The organism is Maribacter sp. PR66, from assembly GCF_028464205.1.
In the GTDB taxonomy this organism is placed as follows: Bacteria; Bacteroidota; Bacteroidia; order Flavobacteriales; family Flavobacteriaceae; genus Maribacter; species Maribacter flavus.
Window position 1 is genome coordinate 1 of sequence record NZ_JAQPCH010000020.1, and the last position, 6,966, is coordinate 6,966.

Sequence of the window (6,966 nt, forward strand, 5' to 3'; positions counted from 1 at the left end):
ATGAATTACAACAACAAAAGGAAGTGCTGGAAGAAGAATTTACAGCAGAACAAACGGCTTTTAACAATTTGCTCAACCGCGAATCAATGATGACGGTTATCGTTGTTCCCGAAATGGAAATCCCGCAGGAAGCCCCTTTTTACGACAATCAAGCGCTATCACTCAATCCCGAACTGCTCAAATATGACAAACTCTATGAATCGGTGGCACAATCTGAACTGCTCAACCAGCGAGAGAATTTGCCTATGATTGGTTTTGGTGTGGACTACCTGCCCGTAACGGAACGCAGCGATGTCAACTTCAGCGATAATGGGAAAGATGTATTGATGCCTATGGTATCGGTGTCCATACCCATTTTCAACAACCGTTACAAATCCATTTCAAGGCAAAATGAACTGCGACAACAGGAAATAGAGACCCAAAGGGAACAGCGATTGAATGTGCTGGAATCCGCTTTCGCGAAAGCGCAATCACAACGCAACCAAGCTCGCATTGCTTACAACACACAAGAACGCAATCTAAAACAAGCTCAAGATGCCGAAGAAATTCTGGTCAAAAATTACGAGACAGGCACTATCGATTTTAATGATGTCCTGGACATTCAAGAATTGCAATTGAAGTTTCAAATGAATCAAATCGAGTCGGTAAAAGGGTACTATGTGCAATCGGCCATAATCAACTATTTAATCAACTAGTTATGGTCAAGGATTTTTACATAAAAAATATGGTTTGTGATAGATGTATCAAGGTCTTAAAAGATGAACTGTTTAAGGCTAACATTAGTCTGTTGGATATTGAGTTGGGTAGGCTTCGATTAGATATGAATGAAAAAGAACAATTGAGCATACTTACCGAAATTTTAAAAAGAAATGGATTTGCACTCATCGCTTCTACCGAGGATAAATTGACCGAGCAAGTAAAAATTGAATTGATAAAGTTGTTGAATGTAATGCCGCTTGATATTGATGGGAAGCTATCAGATTTTCTTGCGGATAAATTGCAAAAGGACTATTCAAAAATCAGCAAGGTGTTTTCCATTACCGAGGGCATCACTATTGAAAAATATTTCATCAAACTGAAGATAGAAAAGGTCAAGGAACTTATCCAAACACCCGATTATAATTTCACAAAAATAAGCCAATTGCTCGATTACAGCAATGTCAATCATCTAAGCAAACAGTTTAAAAGTGAGACAGGAATGAGCCTTAGCGATTATAAGGATGGGCATAAAAATTTTAGAAATCCTTTAGACAAGATTATATAGATATGAACCAGAATTATAACACGACAAACTGAATGCCAATAATATCTTTGTTAAACAAAAACTATGAGAAAACTATGAAAAAGCTAAGAATTATCACATTACTGCTGTTTTCTTCTACTGTATTTGCTCAAGTGGGAACTAATGGACAAGATAGAGAAGAAGAAGGAAGAGCTGTTAAGGAGTATAACCTTACTATTGAAGAAAACGAAATGACTCTCGCTGGTGTAACTGCTAAAGGAATGATTATCAATGGTAGTATTCCTGGACCGGTTTTGGAATTTAACGAAGGCGACCTTGCCATCATTAATGTAACCAATAAAATGGATGAAGAAACCTCAGTACACTGGCACGGGTTGATACTTCCCAACTTTTATGATGGCGTACCGTATTTAACAACACCGCCAATAAAGCCCGGTACAACATTTCAATATAGAATTCCTATTAATCAATCAGGAACCTATTGGTACCATTCCCATACAATGCTACAGGAGCAAAAGGGAGTTTATGGTTCTATAGTCATTCAGCCAAAAGAAAAAACATTGGATTATGACAAAGATTTGGTTGTAGTGTTATCTGATTGGACAAACGAAAAACCAATGAACGTTTTGCGCAACCTTAAAAGAGGTAATGAGTGGTACCAGGTTAAAAAAGGTACAGCAGTACCATTAAGTAGAGTCATAAAAGAAGGTGCCTTGGGAGCACAGTTCAAATTTTGGCGCGATAGAATGGAAGGTGCGGATATTGCAGACGTCTATTATCCAGCGTTTTTATCCAATGGTAAAAAAGTTGCAGAATATCCAGAATTTAAACCAGGAGAAAAAGTACGTCTTCGCTTTATCAATGCCTCGGCTTCTACTTACTACTGGGTAGATTTCGGTGGTGGTAATCCATTGTTAGTTGCAAGTGACGGTGTTGATGTGCAGCCCGTTTCTAAAAGCAGATTTCTCTTTGGTATAGCTGAGACTTATGATGTTATCGTTACTATTCCCGAAGGTATTTTAGAGGTTACCGCTACGGCTCAAGATGGCTCTGGTCATACTTCTATACAATTAGGTAATGGCACTCTCTATCCAGCCAAAAGAATTGATAGGCCTAATAAGGTAGCGATGATGAAGCAAATGGCCAAAATGGGTATGAAAATGGGTGCACCTGCAATGGTAGGAAACAAAAAAAAGAATACACCTGAAGTTTTAATGCAGAAGTATGGAATGAAGATGAATATGAAGGACGATGAGATGAAAATGGGGATGAACAATAAGATGTCGATGAATGATGGCAAAATGAATGACCAGATGGATATGAAGATGGATGATGCAATGGGAATGAAAATGGATACAATGGCAATGAATCACAAAGGAGATTCAGATAAAATGAAAGACCATATGCAGCAAGATATGTCAAAGATGCAGAAGGATTCTTCCTCATTTGATTACGAAACTCGTAAAACCTATTTTAATTATGATTTTTTAAAAGCAAAAGAGAATACTACTTATAAAGATGATTTGCCAGTAAACGACATCCTGTTGAACCTAACCGGCAATATGCAACGCTATGTTTGGAGTATGAACGGCGTGCCATTATCAGAAACCGACAAAATTAATATAAAAGGAGGTGAAGTAACCAGAATTACACTTAATAACCTCACGATGATGCACCATCCAATGCACTTGCACGGACATTACTTTAGGGTCATCAATGAAAATGGCGAACGTTCCCCATTAAAACATACCGTCAATGTACCACCAATGCAGAAGGTGGTCATAGAATTCTATAACGAAGAATATGGCGATTGGTTCTTTCATTGCCACGTATTATATCATATGATGGGTGGTATGGCCCGTGTGTTTAGTTACGGTACGCCAAGGGACGAAAGAATGAGAGATTATCCAATGCAGAAACTTATCAATGAAACAGACCATTATTATTCGTGGGGAATGGCACGCTTGGGCTCAAATTTTAATGAACTCTTTTTGATGTCAAGCAATATCCGAAATGGCTTTGGTTTAAGGGCAGAGTTTGATTATGACAAAAATCTTGAAGCCGAAGTAAATTATAACAGATACCTGAATGATTGGGTGCGCCTTTATGTTGGGGTAAATACAGAAACTTCAACACCCGATTCTTATGATACCTTCAATACAGTAGGTTTGGTGGGTGTAAAATACTTTACCCCGTACCGTTTTAATGTGGATGTCAGTATGGACCACCAACTAAGGCCAAGAATTCGTCTGGACAGGGAATTCTTGATTTTTCCGAGAATTTTTCTGGAAGGCGAATACGAATACCGAGCTGACTTTGGTTGGGTGAACGATATTGGAGACACATCCTATCAGGGGGAAACGCAATGGCTTGTGGGAGCCTCATATATCCTATCCCGAAACTTTTCGTTACAGGCAAATTACAATAACCGATATGGCTGGGGTGGCGGCCTTTTAGCCCGATTTTAATAATTAACAATTTAAAATAAACAAGATGAAAACAGTAAAAAGAACAATAGGTATAATGGCACTTGCTGCCACAATGGTACTAACGGTTTCCTGTAAAGATGGAAACAAAAATGAATCTACTGCACCTATGAGCAGCGAGATGCACCAAGAGTCTATGGATGACAAAAAGGATATGGCGATGAATGACAACCAAGATGCAAAAGCAGAAGCAATCCTGAAGGATTATTTCAATTTAAAAGATGCGCTTGTAGGCGATGATAATGGCAAGGCGAAAGAATTGGGAAATACATTGGCTCAATCTCTTAAATCTTTTGATGCCTCAAACTATTCCGATAATGAAAAATCAGAATTAAATGACATTATCGAAGATGCCACAGAACACGCAGAACACATTTCAGAAAGTGACATCAAGCATCAGCGTGAACATTTTAAGATATTAAGTAAGGATGTAACCGATATGGTGGCAATCACTGGAACACAAGTGAAACTTTATGAGCAATATTGCCCTATGTATGATGGTGGAACTGCGTGGTTGAGCAAAGAAGAAAATGTGTTGAATCCTTATTATGGTAGTTCAATGTTACGATGCGGAAAGGTCCAACGAGAAATCAACTAATTGAAGTTTTTAAAAATCATAGCGTGGCTTGCCCTTGTGGCATTGATAGTGATTCAGTTCTTTCCAATAACCCTGAACGAAAGTGATGCTGTACCACAAAGTGATTTTATGGTCGAAAATCAAGTGCCTGCAACGATAAAAAATCAGTTGCAGGTTTCTTGCTATGATTGCCACAGTAATAATACAGATTATCCGTGGTATAGTAAGATACAGCCTGCGGCTTGGTATCTGGAAGACCACATACAAGCAGGTAAGGACGAACTTAATTTTAATGAATGGGACACCTATTCCAGTCGACGGAAAAACAGCAAGTTGCGTTCCATTATAAAACAAATAGAAAGCGGCGAAATGCCGATGGATAGTTACACACTCATTCACAGGGATGCAATTCTTTCAGATGAAGATAAGAGGATGATAATAGATTATATAACAGCGTTAAAAGACAGTTTGGAATAAAGTCCTGATACGGGAAGTGCAAGTTGATGGTTGGTTAGTTAGTAGCTCTTCCCTTGTCAGGCATAATTTAAAAATTAAATGAAACACACCTATCACATACACGGAATGACCTGCAATGGTTGTAGAACGCACGTAGAAGAAACGCTCTCTAAAGTTGAAGGTGTTATCAATGTGGCTGTCAATTTAGAAAAAGCTGAAGCGACAATAGAAATGGAATCCCATATTCCCATCGAGAAATTTCAAGATGCTCTAAAAGCGGACGGTGGGCGATACAGTATCCATCAGAATGGCGAACATCATCATACCCACGATAAGAAGAAAGTTGAGAAACCCAAAGGCAAAGGAACGGGAACATTTTATTGTCCGATGCATTGCGAGGGCGACAAGACTTACGACAAACCAGGCGACTGTCCTGTTTGTGGAATGGATTTGGTTGAAGAAGTTAACCTAACGGCTACTTCTGAAACGCAATATACCTGCCCGATGCATCCCGAAATCGTAAGAGACGAACCGGGAAGCTGTCCCATTTGCGGAATGGATTTGGTTCCGATGGAACCCGATTTATCCGCAGAAGAAAAAACCTATAAAAAACTGCTTAAAAAGTTCTGGATAGCAGTCGCCTTCACATTGCCCATTTTCATCATTGCAATGTCCGAAATGCTGACCAATAATCCACTTTACGACATTTTGGAACTGAAATATTGGAACTGGATTCAATTTGCGCTTTCCATTCCCGTAGTTTTCTACGCCACTTGGATGTTTTTCGAGCGTGCTTACCGAAGTATCAAAACGTGGAACCTCAATATGTTCACGCTTATCGGTATTGGTGCAGGCGTTGCTTGGCTTTTTAGTGTGTTCGGGATGCTGGTGCCCGATTTTTTCCCTGACCAATTCAAGACCGAAGCAGGTACAGTTCACGTTTATTTTGAAGCGGCAACGGTGATTCTAACCCTGGTATTGCTTGGTCAAGTCCTCGAAGCCCGTGCACATAGCAAGACCAATTCAGCAGTCAAAGAACTTTTAAAGCTTGCGCCGAATAAGGCCATCAAGGTCTTGAACGGCGAAGAACAGGAAGTTGCCATCGATGAAATCGAATTGGGCGATATCCTACGTGTGAAGCCGGGTGATAAGATTCCCGTAGATGGTGTAATTACCGAAGGCGAAACTTCCATCGATGAATCGATGATTACTGGCGAACCCATTCCCGTTAACAAATCTACCGATGATAAGGTAAGTAGTGGCACAATCAATGGCAATCAGTCCTTCTTGATGAAAGCTGAAAAGGTTGGGTCTGACACATTGTTATCACAGATTATACAGATGGTCAACGATGCCAGTCGTAGCCGTGCGCCCATCCAAAAGTTGGCAGATACCGTTTCGGGATATTTTGTGCCAATCGTTGTTATAATCGCTGCTGTTACATTTGGCGTTTGGGCAATTTGGGGTCCAGAACCCGCTTATGTCTATGCTTTGGTAAATGCCATTGCCGTATTGATTATTGCCTGTCCGTGTGCTTTGGGGCTTGCGACACCAATGTCTGTTATGGTCGGTGTTGGTAAAGGCGCACAAAATGGCGTACTTATCAAAAATGCCGAAGCCCTTGAAAAAATGGATAAGGTAGATAGCTTAATAGTCGATAAGACCGGAACGATTACCGAAGGCAAACCAACGGTAGAGAAGGTAGGTTCTTTTGATAGTGGAATAACTGATAACGAAGTGCTACAATTTATTGTTTCCCTTAACAGCCAAAGTGAACATCCGCTCGCAGAAGCCACCGTAAAATATGGCAAAGAACAAAACGCAGAGTTTTTAAAAGCAGATGGATTCAACGCAGTTACTGGAAAAGGCGTTGAAGGTAAAGTGAACGGAAAAGAAGTCGCCTTGGGTAATGCTAAAATGATGGAAATGGCCAATGCTACAGTTTTCGATGCTATGGAAGAAGAGGCACAATCCTACCAAAAACAAGGGAAAACGGTTTCCTATCTCGCTGTTGAAGGTCAAGTTACCGGCTACGTCGTTATCGGCGACAAAATCAAGGAAACGAGTGCAAAAGCTATTAAGGATTTGCAGGATAAGGGAATTGCAGTCATTATGCTTACTGGTGATAATCACGATACAGCCCAAGCTGTCGCAGATGAACTTAACCTTGCCGATTTTCAAGCAAGTATGCTACCGGAAAACAA

The 6,966-nt window shown here is 40.1% G+C and carries 6 protein-coding genes; all 6 read left to right on the forward strand.

Features of this window, described 5'->3' with window-relative positions; all coding sequences use genetic code 11:
• On the forward strand, nt 1-695 hold a 695-nt coding region (locus PP181_RS17560; RefSeq protein WP_272638045.1), incomplete at its 5' end, for a TolC family protein.
• Between the two features lie 2 nt (nt 696-697).
• Nucleotides 698-1,264, forward strand: a complete 567-nt coding sequence (locus tag PP181_RS17565; RefSeq protein ID WP_133687211.1) for a helix-turn-helix domain-containing protein — start codon at nt 698-700, stop codon at nt 1,262-1,264.
• Between the two features lie 74 nt (nt 1,265-1,338).
• Nucleotides 1,339-3,711 (forward strand): multicopper oxidase domain-containing protein, encoded by a 2,373-nt coding sequence (locus tag PP181_RS17570; RefSeq protein WP_272638046.1) that lies wholly within the window; start codon nt 1,339-1,341, stop codon nt 3,709-3,711.
• Nucleotides 3,712-3,736: 25 nt separating this feature from the next.
• Complete coding sequence (locus PP181_RS17575; protein ID WP_133687209.1) at nt 3,737-4,327, forward strand: DUF3347 domain-containing protein; 591 nt, start codon at nt 3,737-3,739, stop codon at nt 4,325-4,327.
• On the forward strand, nt 4,328-4,783 hold the full coding sequence (locus tag PP181_RS17580) for a heme-binding domain-containing protein (RefSeq protein ID WP_133687208.1): 456 nt from the start codon (nt 4,328-4,330) through the stop codon (nt 4,781-4,783).
• Nucleotides 4,784-4,861: 78 nt separating this feature from the next.
• On the forward strand, nt 4,862-6,966 hold a 2,105-nt coding region (locus PP181_RS17585), incomplete at its 3' end, for a heavy metal translocating P-type ATPase (RefSeq protein WP_272638047.1).